Consider the following 20,879-nt stretch of genomic DNA (forward strand, 5'->3'; position numbering starts at 1 on the left):
GGTGGTTTGCTGCCATGATTTTAGTCCGATATGGAGATTAGGCTATATCCTTGTCCGCTCGGGGCGTTAAGGTGGCCCGAATTCGGTCGTTTGCGCTCGCTCGGGGTATACTTTCGACTATATACGGTTCTAATGTGCATGCATTGGGCCTATTTGTCGGATTATGGATGTGGAGCGCACATGGCGAACACCCAGAACTATATTAACCACCTGCTGCAGAACACCGGCATCACGCCGGCATGCAGCGAAGAAGAGCGCTTGGCTGCCGAGGATATCGCTCAGATCTTCCGCAACCACGGCTTTGATCCCGAGGTTCAGGAGTTCAATGCCCCGGCGCCCAGCAGGTTGGCATTTGCCGTTACCGGTATTCTTGCGTTTGCCGGCGCCCTGCTGATGGGCATCGGCGGCGGCATCGGCTTGGTCGGCACCTTGCTGGCCATTGTCGGTGCCGTTCTTTACGTGCTCGAGCGCACGGGCCACCCCGTGGTTTCGCACCTGGGCAAGACGGGCGTGAGCCAAAATGTCATCGCCTACCACAAGGCCTCGGGCCCGCTCGCGTCTCCGCGCAACCGCCCGGTGGTCGTTGTCGCACACTACGACTCTCCCCGTGCTGAGCTGCTCGCCCGCGAGCCCTATGCTTCGTATCGTGCGCTCATCGCCAAGCTGTTGCCCGTTGCCACGGTTGCCCCTGCTGCCGTTGCCATCTTGCGTATCCTGCCGCTCCCCGGCGCGCTCAAGGTTCTGCTGTGGATTGTCGCGATCCTCGCTTCCCTCGTTGCGCTCGCCAACGCGGCAAACATCATTTCTAACCGTTTTGTGCTTCCCTATACGTCCGGCGCAGTGTGCAACAAGTCTTCTGTCGCCGCTATGCTCGGCGTTATGGACAACGTTGCTCCCTTCCAGGGCGAAAACGAGTTTCCCGACGATGTTCCGTTCGATACCTATTTTGGGGAGCAGAAGCGTCGTGCCGAGGAGATGGCGCGCGCAGCAGCGGAGTATGCCGCGGCCCAACAGCAAAACGACTACGGCAACACCATCGAGTATGAAGAGCCTACCTACGCCGAGGACGAGTTCGGTCAGCCGATTGCTCCCGACGCTCAGACCGAGCCCGAACAGGGCGAGGCTTTCGACGAGCAGATCGAGGGCTTTGAGGGTGCGTCTGCCGACGAGACGCTGATTGGCGCCATCGTGCCCGAGGATCAGAATCAGGCTGTCCAGGCCGAAGAGTTCAATGACGAGGTTCCCACTGCCGAGCCGGCGGAGGAGCCTGTCGCGGCCGAGCCCGAGCCCAGGCTCTATCGCAATGCCGCCGGCAACATCCGCTTTGGTTCGGATGCCATCCGTGCGCTCGGAATGCTTCCCGAGTCCTGCACGCTCGATTACGAGGAAGGCGAGGAGCCGACGTTTGAGCCCGAGCCTGCCCCCGTCGTGACTGCATCTGCGCCCGTTGTCGCCGTGGATGATGAGTCTGCCGCGGTTGCCGCTGCCGTTGCCGAGCCCGAGGCGGTGTCCGCGATCGATCCCGCGGCAGGACTGGACATTTTGGCTCCCGCCGCGCCGGCGCAAGACGTTACGGACGAGCCTGACGACGATTACGCTGAACAGCCGAGGCGCGTGTCTTACGAGAGCGATACTGATTTCTCGGCCGAGATTCCCGCGGCAACGCCCCATGCCGATATTGCATCCGCGTTCTCTTCGATTGGCGCCAGCGCTTCCAACTTCTTTAAGGGTGCGCTTGCAAAGGGCAGGAAATTTGTCGACGATTTCGAGGGGAAGCGCGCTGCCGCACGCGAGGCTGCCGAGCAGGAGGCTATCGCTCAGCAGCAGGCAGCCGAGGCGGCACGTGAGCGCGCGGCGCAAGAGTTCGAGCAGAACGAGGCTATGCAGTCCGTGCCTGTCGACGCTGCCGAAGCTACGACGTCCTTTGAGTCCCAGCAGCCGGCGTCCGCGGATGTTGCTGAGGCGACGACGTCTTTCGGGGCTCAGCAGCATGTCGATAGCACCATGTCGTTTGATGCCGCGCAGTTCGATTCCACGATAACGTTTGAAAAGCAAGGCACCGCGATTGCCGAGCCCCTTCCTGTTTCCGATGAGCAGGGCGACGCGGCAGACGATGACGAGCCTATTGATGCTGCCGAAATCCAAGATGCCGCCGGGCACGAGCCCGTCGAGGTCAACTGTGACGAAGAGCAATACGCGGCAGCCGATCAAGGTGATTCGACCGAGGTCGAGCAGGAGGAAGTGCCTGCGGTTTCCGAGGCTCCCGAGACAGATGAGTCGAGGCCTTACTCCACGCAGATTTTCACCATGCCGACCCCGAGTGGTTCCGGTGCCACGGTTGCCGATGTTGCTCCCACCCAGGACGAAACGGTCGATTCCCTTATGGCCCAGATTTCCTCCCAGGCATCACCGCGTCCGCAGGTGAATGTTCCCGATCCGGCGTCGGCTCCGTCGCCTGCACCTTCCTCGTCTCCGCTGGCTTCGGTCCCCGATCCGTCGCTGCCGTCGATGAAGCAGGCAAACGTTGCGTCTCGCACGTCGCTGTTCGACCTTCCCGACCCCTCCGCACAGGTCAACGACCCCTTTGCTACCGCTCAGGGTCCCGAACCAACATCGGCACCCGTTGCGCCTCCTAGGCCCGTTGCGTCGGGCGCTCAGCCGATCGAGACCATTTCGGCTCCCGCCCCGGCGACGCCCAAGTCTCGCAAGCGCGGCCTGGGCGGCCTGTTCGGTCGTAAAAAGAAAAACGAACAGGACAGCATGAGTGATTGGCTGGGCGTCGAAGACGATTACGATGCCAAGAAGTCCGGTCGCGGCATCGGTTCGTGGGATAATTTCGAGGACGATAACGATGGCTGGAAGGGCGGCGCTACGTCTTCCGACGGCGCTTCTTCCGAAGATATGCTCTCGGCTGTCGCCTCTATGGGCGACGATGAGCTGCTCGGTCACGATATCTGGTTTGTGGCAACGGGCGCCTCGGATTGTGATGGCGCCGGTATGAAGGCCTTCTTGGCTTCGCATCGCGATAAGCTCCGCGGCGTCTTCTTCATCAATCTTGAATCCGTCGGCGCCGGTAGGCTTTCGGTGGTGACGGTTGAGGGCGAACAGCAGCTGCTCAAGGGCGATCGCCGCATCATGAACCTGGTCAGCAAGGTGTGCAAGTCGTTCCATGTCGATTGTGGCGCGCTCGAGATGCCCTATGCCAAGACCGATGCCTACGCCGCCCTCGAGGCGAGCCGCCGAGCCCTCACCATCGCCGGCGTGGACGGCACGCGTCTGGCTTGCGCTCGTACCGAGGACGACCTGCCCCACAATGTCAACCCGACGAACATTGCCACGGTATCCGAGGTCGTGACCGAGGTTATCCGCCGTTCGTAGACGGAGCTCTAAGGAGTCAACGTGTTTTCGTATATTAAGCGCCATTGGCCTGTCTACGTGATTTTGACCTTGATTGCCATTGCGTTAGGGTTTGGAGCTGCCTACATCGTGGGCGCGAAGGGCTCGACCCCCGCCTCCGCAATCAGCGAAGAGGTGGAGCAAGAACAGAGCACGGGTGCCGATGGGATTCCTGAGTCCGAGCAAGCAATCGTTGATGGTGGATCTTCGTCTGCAGAGTAGATGCGGCGATTTAAATGATTGAAAGCGGGCGAGCCGGGGGACTGGCTCGCCCGCTTTTTCATCGCTCTAGCGCTTCTTTGGGATTGACCTAAGGCGAGCGAACCATAGGGCTGCGGCACCCGAGGTCAGGAGCGCGGTGATGCAAGCGGCGATGGGAGCTGATCCTGTTGCCGGTAGGTCCTGCGGTAGGGTACAGCGTTGAATGACACTGTCCTCGTCATGTGACTCAAGTTTATCGCCGCCGCCGTTGCGGCAAAGATCGACGCGTGCGCTGTTGGTGAGTGCAGTTTGGGGTGTGTAAGCCGACGTTGCCTGCATGTGCACGACTGCGCCCCGAGCATCTGTGCCAAGGATTGCTTTGGCATCGTCAAGGTCGTCGTGCTCATCTTTGAGATCATCACGGGTCCAAGAATCCGTATCGCTTCGAGTCGTAAAGTCGGCGGCTACCGCACCGTATTCAATGCGAATGCCCGTCACGACGGTATTGGATGCAAGGTCGAGTTCTTTCGCCTCGAGTGTGGCGGATTCCGTGGTCGAGACATCCGCCTTCCAGAGGTGCCAGCCGTCGTAATCGACGAGGCGGCAATCTTCACCCAGACTCTCTTTTACTTCGTCGGACTCAAGCCAAGGATTTTCGTGCCCATCGCCAAGAGTCGCGTTTGCCGGCTCATCGACGTCTGTCGAGTCCAACGGCGTCGTGCGATACCACACGTTGCACAGACCGTTGAGGTCGCCGATGGCGACGGGGGTTTCGATTGAGACGAATCTCGCCGTGCCGTCTTTGGCGCACTCAAGATCATCGGTAATCGTAAACTCATCAACCCAAGTAGCGGAATCGTTTCGAGCATCGATGGTATAGGAGAAAAGCCCATCCGTATTGGTTTGCATCGCGGCGCGGTTTTTTCCATCGCCGTTAGCCAACAGACCCTTCCCGATAGGTTGGACAAGTTCCTGACGCTTGTCGACCTGTCCTTTGATCTCGATGGGCGCATCCTTCATCGCGACGGATTGGACTTCTCCCGTATCCTTTATTTCAAACGTTATCTCCTCGGCAAGGTCATGGGTCCGCGGAGACATCGTTTCGCGCAACGAGTAGGTGCCGGGTGCAAGATGTTCGATGCGGTGCGGCTTGTCGGATGAGGTCCAGGAGTCTATTTCGGTTTTATCGGGACCATATAAGGTGAGCTGTGCGCCTTTCACTTCCTGCTCTCCGCTTGCATCGACCTTGGAGATATCAACCTTGGTGTAATCGTCGGATACGTTAAGCCGTGCTTCCACAACGGGTGTTTTCTGGTCGGCATAGGTAAGGTCGACGATATGATGCGTCCGGTCGAGCAAGAAGCCGGTCGGCGCTTGAGTCTCGACAACCTCGTAGCGTGCGGTGCCAGATCCCAGCGGGAGGTCGTCCGCGCGTGCTTCTCCAGTTTCATCCGTCGTGACGGTAGCGACAGCCTCGCCGTCGAGCGCGGCAATGCTACCGTCGGGGCACACGATATCACCTGAGGCACGGATCTCAAAGATGGCGCCCGCGAGGCTGCTGCCGTCTACGGCATCGGTTTTAACGATCCTGATGTTTCCGGTCGCGGCGTGGTCATAATACGAGACGATTGCAACGGGCGTTAGGTTTATATCGGCGGGTATGTTTACCTCGATCTCTCCGCCGACAAGATAGGGCTCTTTGGCCGAGGTTTCGCGTACATAATAGGTGCCCGGCACGAGCGATTCGGGCAGTGTGACGGTGCCGGTCGCGTCAGTCGTAAAGGTGTCCATTACGTTATGTGCTGGATACCAGCATGTTTGTGAGACAGGTTTGTGATTGCTGTCGAGGAGTTGGAAGGTGAATCCGGCTAGTGGAACAGAAGCGCCTGTTTGGGCATCGCGTTTTACAATTTGGAGATGCGTCGACAGAGCGTGGTTGTCCACGATATATTGAAGCTCGGCGCCGTCGGAAATCTGATTGGCCTCGACGGTCCATTCCCCCGCACGTTTAAAACCCTCGGGGACGGTTTCCGGAACCTCACGAACCGTGTAGCCGGCGCGGTCGTATGGGACGGCTCCGTGGACACCGGCTGGTCGCTTGCCTGTGCCGAACCATGCTTCGGGCTGGTCTTTGGTGGAGGCAAAGCCATAGATGTTTGTAGTCAGTGTGCCAACAACCTGCTGAGAGCTGTTACTGACAACCTCAAAGACAACATCTCCTGCCGGCTGCTCCAGGCCGGATTGATCGCTATTGCCGTAGTCCTTGAATTTGGAAATCTCAAGGTCAAACGCAATGGGGATATTGGAAACGCGAGATTCGATCTCGACCACGCCTGAATCGCCGAGTTGGTCGGCTCCAACGGTGTAAGACCAACTGTCACCGGAGGGCAAATAGCCCTCGGGCGCCTTCGATTCATAGATGGTAAAGGTTCCCAGGGGGACATCGGTGAGGGTAGCTCGACCGCTTTCATCGGTCCTGAGAGTTTGTGTCCATCCAGGGGTTGATTGCGATACGCACACGAATTCTGCTCCTGCGAGCGAAGCTCCAACTTGGGGGCCTGCATTCGTTGCGGCGTCGAGCTTTACAATGCGCAAGGTAATGGTGCCGGGTTGTTCATCAATGGTGACGTATCCGCCGTTATTCGTCGTGGTAAAGGCAATGCGATCGTGCAGGGGGATATAACCAGCTGGCGCTGTTGTCTCAACTAGGTAGTATGCCGTGTTGGGTAGGAGTGTTGCCTGCGCTCGACCGTTGCTGTCCATCTGGACGGTGCCGACACGCGCGCCGCTGGCGCTCTCAAAAACATCGAATGTTGCCCCGTCAAACTGATAAGTATTGTTTCCGCTGGTAATGGCAGCGTTTGCAGACTGCTTTTGGAAGGAAACAGAGACTGCCGGCAGTACATAGAGCATGTCTTGACGTTTGCTGCCGCCCGATACGGTTCCTATATAGCGCCGCGCGCGGTGCGGAGCGGCTTTGATGCTTCCTGATTTTGCGCTGTCGTGGAGCCACCGCGCAGCCGCCACGACTTCATTGTCGGCGGTAAAGTGCCCGCTCTTGGTTTTGCCCTGAGCGGTTGTGTAGGAGTAGGTGCCGTCGACATGGGTAGTGCCGTTGAGCATCCATACGGCAAGCTGGGTGGCGGCGCGGGCGCGATCGGGTGAAAGATGGTAACCGCCAAACGACGTGGCGGTAGGATATCCGTGACAAACGATTGCCGCGAACTCGTCGTCGAGCCACACCCAGCCTTGATCAAAGTTGAGCCATGGGCCGCCCGGCTTGGTGGGGCCGGGGCGCTCCTGGTTCATGCAGTAGGCAATCGAGGCGTCTTGAGCTTCATACTTGCCGATGAAGAAGGGCCCACAATCATCGCTAATAGTGCGGAAGCCGAGCTGGTCGTAGCCATCGACGGCAAATGCGGCTCCCGGTGCCAGACAGCCGAAAAGCAGGAAGAGGAGCAGGAGCAGCGGACCTGTTGCGATTGCGCTGTGGACAGAGTGCGTGGGTGCGTTGGACATGGCTGCTCCTTATCCCTCGTGCGCCGCATGGGGAGGTTGCGACGCGTAGGATGAGACTACCCCCGAGGTTCATGCGGGTAAGTACCGGAGCCTGACCAAAAGCTTGCCCAATTCCTGACAAATTGAGCTCAAATACAACAATCAGGCAAAAGCGCAGGTAGAAGATAAGGAGAACAGGAGGCCAAAGGTCCTCGTCTCCACAATTGATGCGATTTTCAAACGAATCTCCACAGCTAAAACAAGCATCGCCACCCTTGTATCGAACAAGACAACCGCGTTATACTAGCCAACACACAAGCGGGCATCGCCAAGTGGTAAGGCATCAGCTTCCCAAGCTGACACTCGCGGGTTCGAGTCCCGTTGCCCGCTCCAGAAAAAGTAAAAGCACGACACCGTTCCGGTGCCGTGCTTTTTTCAATAAAGCGCCGGGACTCGAACCCGCCAGGGTGCGAGCGTAAAACAAACGCGAAGCGTTTGTAGCGAGCAGGCGAAGGCGCCGGCAGGCGCCTGAAGCCGGTGCGGATTTGCGAAGCAAATACGCGGACGTCCCGTTGCCCGCTCCATCGAGCGCGGGAGACAGCCGGGAGCGTCAGATTCAACCCGTTTTGCCCGCGCGTGTGCGTAGGGCCAAGTTTTTCCGCCTGAAGCCGGTGCGGATTTGCGAAGCAAATACGCGGACGTCCCGTTGCCCGCTCCATCGAGCGCGGGAGACTTTGGGGCGGCCAATTCAACAAAGTCTTCCCCATCGTCTCCGTGAATCCGAGGAGATCGACCGCAGCCGGTGCGGATTTGCGAAGCAAATACGCGGATGTCCCCATGCCCGCTCCAATTCCAAAATGTTAGGTTAATGCCTGCTGCCCATACTTGCACCTGCGCACGGTACAATGGTTGGGTTACGACCAACGTGCCAATAACCAAAAAGGAGCCGCTATGATCGATCGCTATACCCGCCCGGAGATGGGACACATCTTCTCCCTCGAGAACAAGTACGCCATTTGGCAGGAGATCGAGGTCCTGGCCTGTGAGGCCCAGGCGGAGCTCGGCAAGATCGGCATTTCTAAAGACGAAGCCCAGTGGATCCGCGACCATGCCAACTTTGAGAAGGCAAAGGTCGACGAGATCGAGGAGGTCACGCGCCACGACGTCATCGCCTTCCTGACCAACATGAAGGAGTACATCGACGCCGATGTTCCCGAGGGCGACCCCAAGCCCAGCCGCTGGGTTCACTATGGCATGACCAGCTCCGATCTGGGCGACACGGCTCTGTGCTACCAGCTCACCCAGGCCTGCGACCTGATCATCGAGGACGTCAAGAAGCTCGGCGAGATTTGCAAGCGTCGCGCCTTTGAGGAGCGCAACACGCTCTGTGCCGGCCGCACTCATGGCATCCACGCCGAGCCGATGACCTTCGGCATGAAGTTCGGCTCTTGGGCCTGGGAACTCAAGCGCGATCTGGATCGTCTTGAGGACGCCCGCAAGAATGTTGCCTTCGGTGCCATCTCGGGCGCTGTTGGCACGTACAGCTCCATCGAACCGTTTGTCGAGGAGTATGTCTGCGAGCACCTGGGTCTGGTTCACGACCCGCTGTCCACGCAGGTTATCAGCCGCGACCATCACGCCTATCTCGCCGGCGTTCTCGCCACCACCGCGGCCACCTGCGAGCGCATCGCTACCGAGGTTCGCAATCTGCAGAAGACCGATACGCTCGAGGCCGAGGAGCCGTTCCGCAAGGGTCAAAAGGGCAGCTCCGCCATGCCGCACAAGCGCAACCCGATCACCATGGAGAAGGTCTGCGGTCTGTCGCGCGTCGTGAAGTCCAACGCCCAGGTTGCCTTCGATAACGTCGCCCTGTGGCACGAGCGTGACATTTCGCACTCCTCTGCCGAGCGTGTCGCCCAGGCCGACAGCTTCATCGCCCTCGACCATATGTTCCAGTGCCTCATCCGCGTTATCGACGGCCTGCAGCTGTACCCTGCCCGCATGATGGCCAACCTCAATAAGACCCGCGGCCTCATCTTCTCCTCCAAGGTGCTGCTGGCCCTCGTCGACACGGGCATCACCCGCGAGGACGCGTACGCCATTGTGCAGGAGAACGCCATGGCAACCTGGCGCGAGGTGCAGGATTGCGTCTCCGGCCCCACCTTTAAGGAGCGTCTCGAGGCCGACCCGCGCTGCACCGTCAGCCAGGAGAAGCTCGACGAGATCTTTGACCCGTGGGACTTCCTCACCCGTATCGACACGGTCTTCGATCGCCTGGAGCAGCTGAGCTTCGAGTAGGGTTGACCTAATTCGACCGCCCGCAGATGCATTTCAACCATTGGCGCCTTGCCCGTCTTGGGCGAGGCGCTTTTTTCGCTGCTGAATCGGCTCCCGGTAATAAAATGAATCCTACTGCTGTTTCGATGAAAGGAGGCGCGTGCCCAGACGTATCAAGCGAGCCACCATTGTCTCGTCTGTGCTCATACTCCTTGTTGCCGCCTGTGCGGTCGCCCTGACGTATACCGCTCGAAACAGCTCTCCCTCCTCGAATGAAACCGACAAGGATCTCCCGGTACTCAAAATCGGCGTTACGGATAACGATCCCTATGTGTATATCGATACCACGGGCGATTACGCCGGTATCGATATCGATATCGCGCGTGAGGCCTGCAAGCGTGCTGGAATCAAACCGCAATTTGTTGACATATCTTGGAATGATCGCGATCGCCTGCTCAAAAACGGCGATATCGATTGTCTGTGGTGCGACTATTCGCCCTGTTATCGCGAAGATGATTATTACTGGACTGAGCCGTATCTGACCGTGACAGTCTCGGTTGCCGCCAAGAAAACGAGTGGTATCAAGGGTTTGGAGTCTCTCGATGGAAGCAAGACCATTGCGGTGATTGCGGGTTCGGTGAGTGAACGCCGATTGCTTGCCGGGGACCTAGGGATCTCGCCGGATGTGCACATCAAATCGTATGGTTCTGCCGAACTCTGCAAAGCTGCCCTGGTCAAAGGTTATGTTGACTGTTGGATGGCGGACGTTCAATCGCTCGACCGGCTCGTCGCGCAGTATCCCGGTGTTTATCGCGTGTTTGCCGACAACGTTATGACAGTTGACCTGGGCGTTGCGTTTGAGAACAGCTATGAGGGGGAGTACGTCAAAAACCTCAATACCGTGCTGTTCGACATGGACCGAGATGGCACGATTGAGCGCATTGTGGACAGTTACAAGGCAGGGGCGACGACAGGCAGGCAAGGAGCGGAATCATGACAAATGATGGGCGCCGCTTGCATCGAAAGCATTTAGTTACCGCGGCTGTCGCCGTTGTGACCAGCATTGTCTTGTTGAGCCTGCTGTATACGGTCGGCACGCATCGCTGCCTCGATAAGACGCTTGGGTTTGGCCGGGAAGCCATGGTGTTTTTACAGGCCGCCTGCGAAAAATATGACCGATATGAGCAGGGAAGAAAAACCGAGGCGACGCACAATTTGGATGCCGCGGTCGAGTCATTCGCGACGTTCTTGCCGTCTGACCGCGTCGAAATTAACGATGCACTGGTCGAGGAGTATGTCCACAACGAGCACCTTTCGGGAATGCTGGTCATGGACGCCGACGGCCATATGATCGCTCATTACGATGTCGACGGTCGCGATCCGCTGATGCTGTGGCGAGAGGAGCTGGCCTGTTCGTCGGTCGCATCGATGTATCGAGGCTCCAAAGTGTCCTACTCGACCGTCGTAGAGCGTCGCGGCGTTGACTTTGCCGTGACCGCCGTTCCGTACGGCGATGGCGTAGCACTGGGGTATCGATCGCTTGCGGCTGATTCCGCCGATGATTATTCGTACACGATAGCCGACGTGCTCGTGAACAACACGTTTCACCAGAGTCCAACGGTGCTGGTGATGTGTGATGCGCAAATCGTTTCCTCAAACGATTCGACCGTCGATATAACCCTTGCTCGACTTCTCGTCGATAGTGGAATTGACTGGAAAGACGAAGGTCTAACACGTGTCGAATATCGGGGGGCTACCTGGTATGCCGTGCGTGCGGCGTATAAGGACTACCGCCTGTTTGCGCTGTATCCCAAATCTGAGGTCATGTCTGACAGGATTTCATTTGTCGCCGTCGGCGTCTTGGTGTGTCTTGCGTTTTGGGTCGTGGTGCTGTTGGCTCGAAATATCGTTGACCACCGCAATTTGGTCGAAAAGGATAAACAGCTCGGCATTATCAATGCCATAAGCGCCATCTACGATTCGACCTTCCTTTTGCATCTCGACACCCTCGAGATCGAGGGGATCAATATGTCGCCGGCGATAGCGAAGATATTTGCCGAGCACAGCGAGGCATATGACTTTATGGACACGGTCTGCCGGGATATCGTGAGCCCCGAAAGCCGCGAAGCGGTTGTGGGACTCGTAGATATAAGTTCGCTTCGTGAACGTATGGAGGGCGTACCGTACTTGGCTGCCGAGGTGCGAGATTGTCGAGGCGCTTGGTACTCGCTACAGGTTGTCCCCCAGCATCGCGATGAGCAAGGCCGGCTGGAGTCGGTCGTCGTGGCGACGCACAACATATCGATGGTCAAGCATGCCGAGGAGCTGTCATATCAAGACAAACTGACGGGGCTTCGCAACCGCAACTATCTTGAATCGCGCGGAGATAGCCTGGTAAACGAGGACTTGCCCGTGAGCGTGATTATGTTGGACTGCGATTATCTCAAGCGGACCAACGACATCTATGGTCACGAGATGGGGGATGAACTGCTGCGACGGACGGCGTCCGTGCTGCGGCGGGTGGCTGGTGCGGATTATCTGCCGATGCGCCTTGGCGGCGACGAGTTTTTGCTGGTTTGCCCCCATACTGACAACGAGTCTGCGCTCGGGCTGGAACAGGATCTTCGTCTCGGTCTTGCCGCGGTAAGCGATGAGGCCCTGACGGTCAGCGCATCGATTGGCGTGGCGACCGTCGAGACGGCTGGAAATACGCTGGCCGATGTATATCGTGTCGCCGACCACAATATGTATCGGGAGAAGCGCACGGTCCACGCACAGGGTGCGGACTGCTAATCTTGCCCCCGCGAGTCCATGCATCGTAGGATGTTGAATCGGTGCTTGCGATAATAAGTCGGCCCAGGCGGGGATAATAGACGTCTGAAATTTCTTTCTGAGAGGGGATCTCAATGATTAGTTTTGACTACAAGCCGCAGGGTGTATGCTCTCGCAATATTCACCTCAATCTCTCTGACGATGGCAGCAAGGTGCTGGGCGTTGAGTTTACCGGCGGCTGTGACGGCAATCTCAAGGCAATCTCCAAGTTAGTCGAGGGTGCTCCTGCCGATCGCGTAATCGAGGTTCTCGCCGGTAATACCTGCGGTATGAAAAAGACCTCTTGCGCCGATCAGCTTACGCGCGCTATCGAGGCCGCTCGCGCCGAGATCGCCTAATGGGTATCGCCGACCACATCAAGAATGGAATATCGCGCCGTGGCTTTGTGCTCGGCGGTGCTGCCGCGGGCGCTGCCACGGTGCTTGCCGGTTGCTCGAAAAAAACGGGCACCAGCGACGATGCCGCCGGCGAGCCGCAAGTTATCAAGGACGATTCGAAGATTGTCTCGATCACTGATGAGTACGAAGCTGTTGATATCGATCTTGAGCCGGCGGCGTCGTGGACGCTGCCGCTGGGCACGCTGCTGTACTACTGCGATGGTGACTACGCTGCCGCGATGATGGCGCCTGCTTCTGCCCTGCATGCCAATACGCTTGGTGTGCTCAACCTGGTCGATGGCTCGCTTACCACACTTATCGAGGATCCCGTTGAGGGAACCGGTTATGCGTTTTACGACGTTCGCGCGGGTGATGGCGTGTTCGCGTGGGTCGAGATGAACTTTGCCAATGCGTCTTGGAAACTCTATGCGCAAAACCTTGCAGGCTCCTCCCTTACCGGCAACGCTGTCGAGCTCGACCGCGGTGGCGAAAATTACGATCCGCCGCTCTTCACAGCGTATGGGTCGTCGGTCATCTGGTATAAGATGCCCTCGTCCGGCGGCAGCAAGACGAGTAACGATTCGTACTGCTACCGTCAGTCGCCCAGCGAGTCCAAGCCTGAGACTATTTGGAAGTCGACGGGCCGCTTCGCATCCGCCCCGCGTGTGAGCGACGGCATCCTGACCATCTCGCCCCGCGTGCACAATGATGAGGGCGTCTATTACGGTATGACGGCGATCGATCTGACTGACGGCAACAATACGAAGCGAGCTCAGCTGGTGCTTCCTTCGTCGGTTTCGCCTTTCGAGGCCGTGTATATGGGCGACACCTTCGTGTTCTCCATTGAGGCGACGTATAACGGTGTGGGTAGCCTGGGCAATATGGGCACCTATATCGGTAACGAGGGCGGGCCGTACCTCTTCCTTTCGCGTGAGCCGCTCGCGTGCGTTGCGGGAAGGAAAAATAAATACCTGGTTAAAGTCCAGGCGTCGCATTTTTTGATTGACACTTCGGCTAAGACCTACGGCTCGCTTCTGTCGCCCGACCGAGCCCTGGAGTATGGCGATTATCCAGCTACGGCGGGAAAATCGGACTCATTCCTTACGTACGCCACGGTGCGCAACAGCCAGGGTATACCAGAGACGGTCACCGCACGCCTATTCTCTCTTTAAGCTTAGAGGGGTTAAAAAGGCGCCAACAGGGGAATAAGCGCGTTGTAATTGTGAGTACCGCCCGCCGAGCTGCCGCGTCATAGTGGCATCCGGCGGGTTCAGGTGCGTTAAAATGGTCTTGTTCTTAGCTAATTGAGACAGGGGGGCCGTGTTATGGCTTCAGATGCAAAAAAGATTCTGCTGGTCGAGGATGAGAAGGCAATCCGTGACGCCGTCGCTGCCTATCTCGAGCGCGAAGGCTACTGGGTTGTGGGCGTCGGCGACGGCCAGTCCGCGATCGAGGAGTTCGAGAAGCATCAGTTTGACCTGGTCGTGCTCGACCTTATGCTCCCCAAGATCCCCGGCGAGCGCGTTTGCCGCACCATTCGCGATACCTCGGATGTCCCCATCATCATGCTGACGGCTAAGGGCGAGATCGAGGACCGTATTATCGGTCTTGAGCTCGGCGCCGACGACTATCTGATTAAGCCGTTCTCGCCGCGCGAGCTTGTCGCGCGCGTACGCGCCTTGTTCCGCCGTGCCCATCAGGCCGACGAGCCAGCCGTCGAGGTACTCGACTTCGGCGATCTGGTCATCGATATCTCGGGCCACAAGATTTTGGTCGAGGGCAAGGAAGTCGACCTGACGGCTTCCGAGTTTAAGCTGCTCACCACGCTTGCCCGTCACCCCGGTCGCGTCTACAACCGCATGGAGCTGGTCGAGAAGGTGCTCGGCTACGACTTTGAGGGCTATGAGCGCACCATCGATAGCCACGTGAAGAACCTTCGCGCCAAGCTGGGCGATGATCCCAAGAAGCCCAAGTGGCTCTACACCGTCCACGGTGTCGGCTATCGCTTCGAGGCTCCGGCCAAGACCGATAAGTCGGACGAGAAATAGGGAAATCACATATGACACCTGCGCGCTTTGAAATCGGACAAAAGCACAAGCAGGAGAGCGAGGCGGGTTCCAAGGCTAGTTGGAACACGCCTCGTTCCGATTCACGGCCAACGATGAGCTATCCCTCGCGCATGGCACTTGCTTTTGCTCTGACATCGCTCATGACGGTATTGGTGCTGGTGGGCGTGGTCTCTGTTGTGTGGGGCACGGTCTTTTCGGATTACACGCGCTCCAATATCGTCGAGATCGCCAATTCTGCTGCCGAAAAGCTTGCGACGTCGTATGAGGAAAACGGCAACTGGACTGCGGGCGAGCTGCGCACGGTCGCGACATCGAGTTTGGTATCCGACGACCTGAGTATGCAGGTCGTCAACAAGAAAGGCGTTGTCGTTTATGACGACTCATGGCCTTCGGCAAGCGCGACCGCCGATGTGCGCGAGAACGAATCGCCGTCGAGCAGCTCGAGCGGTAAAAAAGCATCGCATAGCCCGGTCTCGTCTGCTCCAACCGACTCCGATAGCGTTGCTAACGTCGAGATTGTAACGTCTTCCGGCGAACATGTCGGACAGGTAAAGCTGTGGGCCATCGGCTCCGACGCTCTGCTCACCAAGGCGGACTCTGCGTTTAGGGAGAAGACCTTTAACGCCATGGCCCTCGCCGCAGTTGTTGCAATCTGCATTTCGGTCGTTATCGGATCGCTCGTGTCGCGCATGCTCACCAAGCCGATTCATCGTATTACCAGTACCGCAAAGCAAATCCGTGACGGCGACCTGTCGGCTCGCACGGGACTGCGCGGTGATGACGAGATCGATCAGCTGGGTGAGACCTTCGATGAGATGGCCACTTCGCTCGAGAAGGATATGAAACACGAGAAGCGCCTGACCTCAGACGTTGCACACGAGCTTCGTACGCCGCTTATGGCCATGCTCGCAACGGTCGAGGCCATGCAGGATGGCGTGTATCCCACCGACGATGAGCATTTGGAGACCGTTGCTTCCGAGACGCGTCGCCTGGCTCGTCTGGTGCAGCAGATGCTCGATCTATCGCGCATGGAAAACAGCACGGCTCCGCTCAACCTTGAGCCGGTGGACATGGTTCCTTTCGTGCGTTCCATCGTCAATGCCCAGGAGCGCCTGTTTGTCGACCGCGATCTGCGCTTGCGCTTTGCTGACGAGACCCAAGGTCACGACGATGTCGTCGAAGCCGATCCCGACATGATCACACAATGCGTCATCAATCTCATGAGCAACGCCATGCGCTACACCCCCGAGGGCGGTTGGGTCGTGGTGTCGGTGCTCAGTGACCGCAAACACGTCAGCATTGCCGTTTCTGATACCGGCATCGGTATTGCCAAGGATGACTTGTCGCGCATCTTCGGCCGTTTTTGGCGCGCCGATGCCAGCCGTGCCCGTGAGGCGGGCGGCCTGGGCGTTGGCCTCGCCGTGACCAAGCAGATCGTCGAGCGTCACCATGGCTACATATCCGTGGAGTCGGAGCTTGGAAAGGGTACGACTTTTACAATTCATCTGCCCCGCGAGCACACGGCAGACGCGGCATCTACTACAATGGAGCACTAGCTTTTCGCTATTCGGTGAAGGAGGGGCCGCGTCCCTGCCGCTCCGAGTTTGCGAAAACATGCGGGAAAGAACCCGCATTTCTGTCGTATTTAGGTAAGGAGTGACTCACGTGACAACGATGGAGCGTCGTCCGGATTCCCGTGGCAAGGTTCGTGATATTTACGATGCCGGTGAAAACCTGCTGATGGTCGCCACCGACCGCATTTCTGCGTTCGACTTCATTCTTCCCGACGAGATTCCGTTTAAGGGAGAGGTGCTCAATCGCATCTCGGCATTCTGGTTCGATAAGTTTGCCGACATCGTCCCCAACCATCTCGTTTCCATCGACCCGGCGGATTTCCCCGAGGAGTTTGCTGAGTATCGTGACTACCTCGCAGGCCGCGCCATGCTGGTCAAGAAGGCCCAGACGATTCCTATCGAGTGCATCGTCCGCGGCTATCTGACCGGTTCGGGCAAGAAGACCTACGACGAGAACGGCACCGTCTGCGGCATCCAGCTGCCTGAGGGCCTGACCGAGGCTTCCAAGCTTCCCGAGCCGCTGTTCACGCCGTCCACGAAGGCCGAGATTGGTGACCACGACGAGAACATCTCGTTCGAGCGTTGCTGCGAGATCGTGGGCGAGGATATCGCCACGCAGATTCGTGACCTTTCCCTCAAGATCTACAAGGCCGCTGCCGAGTACGCCGCGACCCGTGGCATCATCATTGCCGACACCAAGTTCGAGTTTGGTGTCATCGATGGCAAGGTCACGCTGATCGACGAGTGCCTCACGCCCGATTCCAGCCGTTTCTGGCCTGCTGCCAGCTACGAGGAGGGCAAGATCCAGCCCAGCTACGACAAACAATTCGTCCGCAATTGGCTCAAGGCCAACTGGGATATGACGGGGGAGACCCCGCACCTGCCCGCCGAGGTCATCGATGGCACGTCCGAGCGCTATCGCGAGGCCTTCCAGATCATCACGGGCTCCCAGTTCACAAGCATGAAGGAGAACGCATAAGTGAGTACCCGTAGCGCCACGAACAAGCGCACGCAATCCCACGAGGTTACCGGGGTTGCGCGCAAGTCCGCCGCATCTGCTAAGCCTGCCCGTCAGGCAGCGAGCTCTGTCCGCGTCGTGCCGGCTTCGTCTAAGGCACGCCGCAAAGAGCTCGAGAAGGGCGAGAACCTCGAGGGCCTCTCTAAAGAGGAGAAGCGCGCCCGCAAGGCTAAGCAGCGCGCCAAGGAGGACCGCATCTACACGGTGTCGAATATCCTTCTCAAGCAGGATGAGGACTACACCAAGCGCCGCCGTATTTGGTGGGCTGTGCTCGCTATCGGCATGGTGCTCGTCGTGGCAATCGGGGCTTCGCTCTACTTCGCTCCCGGCGGCACGGTGTCCAGTCCTGTTCAGATGGTCGGCATCGTTTTGTCCTATGTCATCATCCTGGGTGACTTTATCTACGACTTCGTTCGTATTCGTCCCTTGCGTAACATGTATCGCGCGCAGGCCGAGGGCATGTCCGAGAACAAGCTCAACGCTCTTATCGAGCGCGCAGCTGCCGAGGAGGACAAAAAGGACTCCAAGAAGAAGTAGCGTTTGCATTCACACTTATCGCTAAGATATAAGGCGTGTCGTTTTTGCGGCGCGCCTTATTATTGTCCTATAGATAGATGGAGTGGCACATGATTCGAGCTGCCCTGACGGTCGAAGAAGCTCTGGAGGGCATGAAGGCCCTGGAGCCCAAGATTAAAAACTATGCGCGCCTGGTTGTCCGCAAAGGCGTAAACGTCAAGCCCGGCCAGGAGGTTGTCGTTCAGTCTCCGGTCGAGTGCGCGCCTTTTGCCCGCGTGGTGGTCGCGGAGGCTTATGCCGCCGGCGCTGGCCACGTGACGGTCATTTGGGCCGATGATGCCGTGACGAGGCTCACGTACGAGCATGTCGATAAAAGCTATTTTGAGCAGACGCCCGAGTGGAAGCGCCTGCAGTTGGATTCCCTGGCCCAGGATGGCGCCTGCTTTATCTTTATCGAGGGTGCCGATCCTGCAGCCCTCAAGGGCATCGATCCAGCCAAGCCGGCCGCGGCATCCAAGGCGAGGAATACGCAGTGCAAAGTTTTCCGCCGTGGACTGGATTACAACATCAATCCGTGGTGCATCGCCGGCGCTCCGGTCGTGGCTTGGGCGCACGAGGTGTTCCCGGGAGACGCCGATGAGGTTGCAATCTATAAGCTATGGAATGCGATTCTGCACACCGCTCGTGCCGATGGCCAGGACCCGGAGAGCGACTGGGAGCTTCATGACGCGGCGTTCGAAAAGAACCTGCGTTTCCTGAACGACAATCGTTTTGACCGCCTGCATTACACCGCGGAAAATGGAACCGATCTGACGATTGGCATGACGAAGGGTCACGAGTGGGCCGGCGGCAAGGGCAAGACGCCCGATGGACACCCCTTCTTCCCCAACATTCCCACCGAGGAAGTCTTCACCTCGCCTGATCGTATGCGCGCCGACGGTATCGTGTACTCGGCCATGCCGCTCATTCACCACGGTAACAAGGTCGACGATTTTTGGATTAAGTTCGAGGCCGGCCGCGTGGCGGACTACGATGCCCGCGTGGGCAAGGCGACGCTTGCGAGCATCATTGACACCGATGAAGGTGCCGCTCATCTGGGTGAGGTCGCGCTTATCTCCAAGAACACGCCGATCCGTGAAAGTGGCGTTTTGTTCTATGACACGCTCTATGATGAGAACGCCAGCTGCCATCTCGCGCTAGGTGTCGGTTTCCCCGAATGTATCGAGGGTGGGTATGACATGTCCAAGGAAGAGCTCCTGGAGCATGGCGTTAACGTCTCGAGCACGCACGTCGATTTTATGATTGGCACGGACGACATCGATATTACGGGCATTACGCCTGATGGACGTGAAGTTGTGATTTTCCAGAACGGCCAATGGAGTTGGGAATAGTCCCAGACCGTGGTACAATGCCACCCGCGGGCCGTTAGCTCAGCTGGCAGAGCAGGGGACTTTTAATCCCAAGGTCCAGGGTTCGAACCCCTGACGGCCCACCATAGAATGGAAAAGCGACTGGTGGATGCCGGCCGCTTTTTTGTTGCCGCGACGCGGGTTCGAACCCGAAAGGGCGCGGAGCTGAGTAAACGCGTGAGCGTTTGCCAGCGCAGCGCGCATGGCGCGAAGCGCCGCAGCGGCCGCCTGCGGCGCAGGCTGAACCCCTGACGGCCCACCCAAAGTAAGGAATACGAAATGAAAACAAATAGATACGGAATTAGCGGCAGCACATTAAAGATAATAGCAGCCATTTCGATGGTTCTCGATCATGTAAGCAGGATCGTCCTGACCAATGGAATCATGACTCACGCATCGTACAGTCAGATATCAGACGAACAGTGGGCGATTCTAAGCGAGGCTTCGGATGTGCTTCATGTTCTTGGCAGAATTGCATTTCCCTTATTTTGCTTTTTGATAGTTGAGGGATTTTTGCATACTCATGACTTAAAGAAGTACCTGCGAAATATGCTTGTCTTCGCAATCATTGCGGAGCCCATATACGATTTCGTCCAAACCGGGCAACTATTTGACCTTCGGCAACAAAATGTTATGTGTGAGCTCCTGCTTTCCTTGGTCTTTTTGATTGTTCTGGAAAAGATACAAAGTCTTTCAAAACGGAAAAGATACATCGCAGAAACTGCTCTGATTGTTTTGACAGCACTGGCAGCTGAATACACTAAACTAGATGGCGGTGTGTATGGCATTATGCTTGTGGCTGCATTCTATTTATTCCACGACAGCAAGGCCAAGATGTTCTTTGCTGCAGTATGTGCAGTGCTCCTTTCGTCATGCCATATAGTTGGCGGCGGATTTGAGTTTGCTACAGCTAATGTATTTAATCCTGATGTTGCTGCCGCGGTCGTTTCGTTGCTGCTGATCAATCTTTATAATGGTAAGCGAGGGCTGAAGCTCAAATATTTCTTCTACATTTTCTATCCGGCACATCTTGCTCTGCTTTATGGTGTCTCACTTATTGTTTTGAACTGTCTTTAAAAACTCTCAAACAAGTCTCTGAAAACGGAAACAAACTGACTCTAAGACTGCTTGTGAATTTCCGGAAGACCTGAGAGATGCGAGGATAGGCAACGAGGGCTGCAGAGAGATGCTTCTCAGTTCTCTGGCGGATCGCACGTATCTGTATGAGGATCACTTCCACACACTCATTAATAACAGTGATAAACACGGCAGATCCTCAAAACATGAGGCTGTGGAGGTCGAACGATGCCTCGAAAGCATGAATGGCAGCGAGAAAATGAGTTCGGAAGCGCCCTCTGGATGATCCAGCATAGAATAGAAAGCGATCGGCTCCGGCTGGTCGCTTTTTTGTTGCCGGTGCACGGGTTCGAACCCGAACTTCTCTATATATAAGAACGCTTGGCGAACAAAACCTGCCTTTTACCGACGGGAAACAAATAGCTGATGCTTTTGGAGTAAAGTGGCGCTCCAGAGATGACCGATGCCTTAACACCTATAAACCAGCTGGTCATCGCCAATATCAGAAGCCAATGCTTCAGTTTTAGCCTCAGTGATGCGACTGAGGGACCTATTCATTTGTGAACAAAATATGGAGTGCGCGATTCCCGCCCACGGCGCCCCTCCGGTCTGGCAATATATCTCCTTGCCGCGCG

At 57.4% G+C, this 20,879-nt stretch carries 14 protein-coding genes and 2 tRNA genes; 15 read left to right on the top strand and 1 reads right to left on the bottom strand.

Annotation, left to right across the window (positions count from 1 at the left end):
* Positions 1-180 precede the first annotated feature (180 nt).
* Positions 181-3,378 (top strand): hypothetical protein, encoded by a 3,198-nt coding sequence (locus DXD16_RS08450; RefSeq protein WP_117655799.1) that lies wholly within the window; start codon positions 181-183, stop codon positions 3,376-3,378.
* A gap of 21 nt (positions 3,379-3,399) precedes the next feature.
* Complete coding sequence (locus DXD16_RS08455; RefSeq protein WP_022094153.1) at positions 3,400-3,618, top strand: hypothetical protein; 219 nt, start codon at positions 3,400-3,402, stop codon at positions 3,616-3,618.
* 66 nt (positions 3,619-3,684) lie between these two features.
* Here DXD16_RS08455 and DXD16_RS08460 read toward each other — a convergent pair whose 3' ends face one another.
* Positions 3,685-7,116 carry a SpaA isopeptide-forming pilin-related protein gene (locus tag DXD16_RS08460; protein ID WP_117655800.1) on the bottom strand — a complete coding sequence of 1,144 codons (3,432 nt, stop codon included), beginning with the start codon at positions 7,114-7,116 and terminating at the stop codon, positions 3,685-3,687.
* A gap of 297 nt (positions 7,117-7,413) precedes the next feature.
* Between DXD16_RS08460 and DXD16_RS08465 the strand changes: the two genes are divergently transcribed.
* The 13 genes from DXD16_RS08465 to DXD16_RS08525 all read left to right on the top strand — a co-directional run bounded on the left by DXD16_RS08465 (position 7,414) and on the right by DXD16_RS08525 (position 20,244).
* Positions 7,414-7,488: transfer RNA gene (locus DXD16_RS08465), tRNA-Gly, on the top strand.
* Positions 7,489-8,046: 558 nt separating this feature from the next.
* Positions 8,047-9,393 carry an adenylosuccinate lyase gene (gene purB / locus DXD16_RS08470; protein ID WP_117564004.1) on the top strand — a complete coding sequence of 449 codons (1,347 nt, stop codon included), beginning with the start codon at positions 8,047-8,049 and terminating at the stop codon, positions 9,391-9,393.
* A 139-nt stretch (positions 9,394-9,532) separates the two neighbouring features.
* Positions 9,533-10,369, top strand: coding sequence for an ABC transporter substrate-binding protein (locus DXD16_RS08475; RefSeq protein ID WP_117655801.1), 837 nt, complete (start codon positions 9,533-9,535; stop codon positions 10,367-10,369).
* Entirely contained in the window at positions 10,366-12,165 is a 1,800-nt protein-coding gene (locus tag DXD16_RS08480; RefSeq protein WP_117655802.1) for a GGDEF domain-containing protein, read from the top strand. The genes DXD16_RS08475 and DXD16_RS08480 overlap by 4 nt, the downstream gene beginning before the upstream one ends.
* A gap of 113 nt (positions 12,166-12,278) precedes the next feature.
* Positions 12,279-12,542: a TIGR03905 family TSCPD domain-containing protein gene (locus DXD16_RS08485; RefSeq protein ID WP_089572560.1), complete on the top strand. Its 264-nt coding sequence runs from the start codon at positions 12,279-12,281 to the stop codon at positions 12,540-12,542.
* Entirely contained in the window at positions 12,542-13,753 is a 1,212-nt protein-coding gene (locus tag DXD16_RS08490) for a twin-arginine translocation signal domain-containing protein (RefSeq protein WP_117655803.1), read from the top strand. Before DXD16_RS08485 ends, DXD16_RS08490 begins: the two co-directional genes overlap by 1 nt.
* Positions 13,754-13,906: 153 nt before the next feature.
* Positions 13,907-14,629: a response regulator transcription factor gene (locus DXD16_RS08495; RefSeq protein ID WP_006236208.1), complete on the top strand. Its 723-nt coding sequence runs from the start codon at positions 13,907-13,909 to the stop codon at positions 14,627-14,629.
* Between the two features lie 11 nt (positions 14,630-14,640).
* A complete protein-coding gene (locus DXD16_RS08500; protein ID WP_117655804.1) occupies positions 14,641-16,206 on the top strand; it encodes a cell wall metabolism sensor histidine kinase WalK in 1,566 nt (521 codons plus the stop codon).
* A 118-nt stretch (positions 16,207-16,324) separates the two neighbouring features.
* A complete protein-coding gene (locus DXD16_RS08505) occupies positions 16,325-17,203 on the top strand; it encodes a phosphoribosylaminoimidazolesuccinocarboxamide synthase (protein WP_035136481.1) in 879 nt (292 codons plus the stop codon).
* Positions 17,204-17,779: a hypothetical protein gene (locus DXD16_RS08510; protein ID WP_117655805.1), complete on the top strand. Its 576-nt coding sequence runs from the start codon at positions 17,204-17,206 to the stop codon at positions 17,777-17,779.
* Positions 17,780-17,868: 89 nt separating this feature from the next.
* A complete protein-coding gene (locus tag DXD16_RS08515; protein ID WP_117655806.1) occupies positions 17,869-19,149 on the top strand; it encodes an aminopeptidase in 1,281 nt (426 codons plus the stop codon).
* A 28-nt stretch (positions 19,150-19,177) separates the two neighbouring features.
* A tRNA-Lys gene (locus DXD16_RS08520) sits at positions 19,178-19,253 on the top strand.
* Positions 19,254-19,446: 193 nt separating this feature from the next.
* The gene (locus DXD16_RS08525) at positions 19,447-20,244 is read left to right on the top strand and encodes a TraX family protein (protein ID WP_117655807.1); all 798 of its coding nucleotides are present in this window, start codon (positions 19,447-19,449) and stop codon (positions 20,242-20,244) included.
* The last annotated feature ends 635 nt before the right edge of the window (positions 20,245-20,879 follow it).

This window comes from Collinsella sp. TF11-5AC (assembly GCF_003436775.1).
Taxonomy (GTDB): domain Bacteria; phylum Actinomycetota; class Coriobacteriia; order Coriobacteriales; family Coriobacteriaceae; genus Collinsella.

Excerpts from the sequence above, each read along its gene's own strand:
- DXD16_RS08450 (WP_117655799.1), top strand. The coding sequence starts at position 181 with ATGGCGAACACCCAGAACTATATTAACCACCTGCTGCAGAACACCGGC.
- DXD16_RS08460 (WP_117655800.1), bottom strand. The coding sequence starts at position 7,116 with ATGTCCAACGCACCCACGCACTCTGTCCACAGCGCAATCGCAACAGGT.
- purB (WP_117564004.1), top strand. The coding sequence starts at position 8,047 with ATGATCGATCGCTATACCCGCCCGGAGATGGGACACATCTTCTCCCTC.
- DXD16_RS08480 (WP_117655802.1), top strand. The coding sequence starts at position 10,366 with ATGACAAATGATGGGCGCCGCTTGCATCGAAAGCATTTAGTTACCGCG.
- DXD16_RS08485 (WP_089572560.1), top strand. The coding sequence starts at position 12,279 with ATGATTAGTTTTGACTACAAGCCGCAGGGTGTATGCTCTCGCAATATT.
- DXD16_RS08490 (WP_117655803.1), top strand. The coding sequence starts at position 12,542 with ATGGGTATCGCCGACCACATCAAGAATGGAATATCGCGCCGTGGCTTT.
- DXD16_RS08495 (WP_006236208.1), top strand. The coding sequence starts at position 13,907 with ATGGCTTCAGATGCAAAAAAGATTCTGCTGGTCGAGGATGAGAAGGCA.
- DXD16_RS08500 (WP_117655804.1), top strand. The coding sequence starts at position 14,641 with ATGACACCTGCGCGCTTTGAAATCGGACAAAAGCACAAGCAGGAGAGC.
- DXD16_RS08505 (WP_035136481.1), top strand. The coding sequence starts at position 16,325 with ATGGAGCGTCGTCCGGATTCCCGTGGCAAGGTTCGTGATATTTACGAT.
- DXD16_RS08515 (WP_117655806.1), top strand. The coding sequence starts at position 17,869 with ATGATTCGAGCTGCCCTGACGGTCGAAGAAGCTCTGGAGGGCATGAAG.
- DXD16_RS08525 (WP_117655807.1), top strand. The coding sequence starts at position 19,447 with ATGAAAACAAATAGATACGGAATTAGCGGCAGCACATTAAAGATAATA.